7 protein-coding genes are annotated in these 2,370 nt (G+C 48.5%); all 7 read right to left on the bottom strand.

The features are described 5' to 3' along the window. The coding region (gene rpsN / locus N6G83_RS54165; protein WP_260524420.1) for a 30S ribosomal protein S14 at nucleotides 1-252 on the bottom strand (252 nt) is incomplete at its 3' end. A gap of 13 nt (nucleotides 253-265) precedes the next feature. Then, on the bottom strand, nucleotides 266-805 hold the full coding sequence (rplE, locus tag N6G83_RS54170) for a 50S ribosomal protein L5 (RefSeq protein WP_021808125.1): 540 nt from the start codon (nucleotides 803-805) through the stop codon (nucleotides 266-268). 14 nt (nucleotides 806-819) lie between these two features. After that, nucleotides 820-1,134: a 50S ribosomal protein L24 gene (gene rplX, locus N6G83_RS54175; RefSeq protein ID WP_021808126.1), complete on the bottom strand. Its 315-nt coding sequence runs from the start codon at nucleotides 1,132-1,134 to the stop codon at nucleotides 820-822. Between the two features lie 10 nt (nucleotides 1,135-1,144). Continuing rightward, nucleotides 1,145-1,516: a 50S ribosomal protein L14 gene (gene rplN, locus N6G83_RS54180; protein WP_020837240.1), complete on the bottom strand. Its 372-nt coding sequence runs from the start codon at nucleotides 1,514-1,516 to the stop codon at nucleotides 1,145-1,147. Between the two features lie 166 nt (nucleotides 1,517-1,682). Then, complete coding sequence (gene rpsQ, locus N6G83_RS54185) at nucleotides 1,683-1,937, bottom strand: 30S ribosomal protein S17 (RefSeq protein ID WP_021182227.1); 255 nt, start codon at nucleotides 1,935-1,937, stop codon at nucleotides 1,683-1,685. A gap of 1 nt (nucleotide 1,938) precedes the next feature. Continuing rightward, nucleotides 1,939-2,130: a 50S ribosomal protein L29 gene (rpmC, locus tag N6G83_RS54190; protein ID WP_002218942.1), complete on the bottom strand. Its 192-nt coding sequence runs from the start codon at nucleotides 2,128-2,130 to the stop codon at nucleotides 1,939-1,941. Continuing rightward, nucleotides 2,130-2,370: 50S ribosomal protein L16 (gene rplP, locus N6G83_RS54195; protein WP_260524419.1), on the bottom strand; the 241-nt coding region annotated here is incomplete at its 5' end. The genes rplP and rpmC, both read right to left, overlap by 1 nt.

Genomic DNA, 2,370 nt, shown 5'->3' on the forward strand with positions numbered 1-2,370 from the left:
TAGCTTGATACGGCTCAACCCGAATTTGCCCACATAACCATGTGGACGGCCAGTTTGACGGCAGCGTTTACGCTGACGAGACGGGCTGGAATCACGCGGCAGAGACTGGAGCTTGAGAACAGCATCCCAACGATCTTCGTCAGAAGAGTTCACACCAGAAATGATAGCTTTCAATTCCTCGCGTTTAGCGCGGTACTTGTCAGCCAGTTTCACGCGAACGACTTCGCGTGCTTTCATTGATTGCTTAGCCATCAGTAACCCTGCCTTACTTGCGGAACGGGAAGTTAAAAGCAGCCAACAGCGCGCGGCCTTCATCATCAGATTTCGCAGAAGTGGTAATGGTAATATCCAAACCACGAACGCGATCGACTTTGTCGTAGTCGATTTCTGGGAAGATGATTTGCTCACGCACACCCATGCTGTAGTTACCACGGCCATCGAATGACTTGGCGGACAAGCCACGGAAGTCACGGATACGTGGAACAGCAATGGAAATCAGACGCTCAAAGAACTCCCACATGCGTTCGCCACGCAGAGTTACTTTACAGCCGATCGGATAGCCCTGGCGGATTTTGAAGCCTGCAACAGATTTGCGTGCTTTGGTGATGAACGGCTTTTGACCGGAGATAGCTGCCAAGTCAGCTGCTGCATTATCCAGCAGTTTCTTGTCAGCGATCGCTTCACCAACACCCATATTCAGGGTGATCTTCTCGACCCGAGGGACTTGCATGACAGAGTTGTAATCAAACTGAGACATCAGTTGTTTGACTACCTCGTCTTTGTAGTAATCATGCAGTTTCGCCATCGTCATACTCCAAATTACTTGATAGTTTCGCTATTTGATTTGAAGAAACGGACTTTTTTGCCGTCTTCGAATCTAAAGCCTACACGGTCAGCCTTACCGGTAGCCGAGTTGAACAGCGCAATGTTGGAAACCTGAATAGCAGCTTCTTTTTCAACAATGCCACCTGGTTGGTTCAGGGCCGGGACCGGCTTCTGATGTTTCTTAACCAGGTTGATACCTTCAACAATGACCTTACCAGCAGACAGGACATTTTTTACTTTACCGCGTTTACCTTTGTCTTTCCCGGTAAGCACGATAACTTCGTCATCACGACGGATTTTCGCTGCCATGGTTCGCTCCTTAGAGTACTTCTGGTGCCAGAGAGATAATTTTCATGAACTTCTCATTACGCAGTTCACGAGTTACCGGCCCAAAAATACGCGTACCGATAGGTTGCTCGCTGTTATTGTTTAAAATAACGCATGCATTACCATCGAAGCGAATGACAGAACCGTCCGGGCGACGTACACCCTTCTTGGTGCGCACCACTACCGCCTTCAGCACATCGCCTTTCTTCACCTTACCGCGAGGAATTGCTTCCTTGATGGTAATTTTGATGACGTCGCCGATGCCTGCGTAGCGACGGTGCGAGCCACCTAGAACCTTGATACACATTACGCGACGTGCACCGGAGTTGTCGGCCACGTTCAGCATAGTCTGTTCTTGGATCATGTTAGTGCTCCGCTAATGTCAACTACAACTTTAGGACCCATTACTAGGTCGTTGAAAAGCCCCATAACCGAGGGCGCAGCATTATAACACCGCTTCCAGAGTATGGGTAGAAAAAATAAACGGCTCACTTTCTGAGCCGTTTATTAAGTTAGAGTCAGCTACTCTATTACAGAATCGCTTTATCTACAATGCGAACCAACGTCCATGACTTAGTCTTGGACAGTGGACGGCATTCGCGGATTTCTACCACGTCGCCGATACCACATTCGTTGTTCTCATCATGTACATGCAGCTTAGTCGTACGCTTGATGAATTTCCCGTAGATCGGGTGCTTCACCGTACGTTCGATAGCAACAACCATGGATTTCTCCATTTTGTCACTAACAACACGACCTTGCAGAGTACGGATAATATCAGTCATTTTACGCACCCGCCTTTTCAGTCAGTAAAGTCTTAACGCGTGCGACATTACGACGCACTTGTTTCAACAGGTGAGTTTGTTGCAGTTGGCCACTCGCCGCCTGCATGCGTAAGTTGAATTGCTCACGCAGCAGGTTGAGCAGCTCAGTGTTCAGCTCTTCAACACTTTTTTCACGCAGCTCTTGTGCTTTCATTACATCACCGTCTTAGTTACAAAGGTGGTTTTGATCGGCAGTTTAGCTGCTGCCAGCTTGAACGCTTCACGGGCGACTTCTTCTGGAACGCCGTCCATTTCGTACAGGACTTTGCCAGGTTGGATCAGGGCAACCCAATATTCCACGTTACCCTTACCTTTACCCATACGCACTTCAAGAGGCTTCTCGGTGATTGGTTTGTCCGGGAATACACGGATCCAAATCTTACCTTGACGCTTC

The organism is Serratia sp. PL7 (genome assembly GCF_945957435.1).

What these genes read in the sequence shown, in the direction of transcription:
- rplE (WP_021808125.1), bottom strand. Translation starts at nt 805, where the DNA reads ATGGCGAAACTGCATGATTACTACAAAGACGAGGTAGTCAAACAACTG.
- rplX (WP_021808126.1), bottom strand. Translation starts at nt 1,134, where the DNA reads ATGGCAGCGAAAATCCGTCGTGATGACGAAGTTATCGTGCTTACCGGG.
- rplN (WP_020837240.1), bottom strand. Translation starts at nt 1,516, where the DNA reads ATGATCCAAGAACAGACTATGCTGAACGTGGCCGACAACTCCGGTGCA.
- rpmC (WP_002218942.1), bottom strand. Translation starts at nt 2,130, where the DNA reads ATGAAAGCACAAGAGCTGCGTGAAAAAAGTGTTGAAGAGCTGAACACT.
- rpsQ (WP_021182227.1), bottom strand. Translation starts at nt 1,937, where the DNA reads ATGACTGATATTATCCGTACTCTGCAAGGTCGTGTTGTTAGTGACAAA.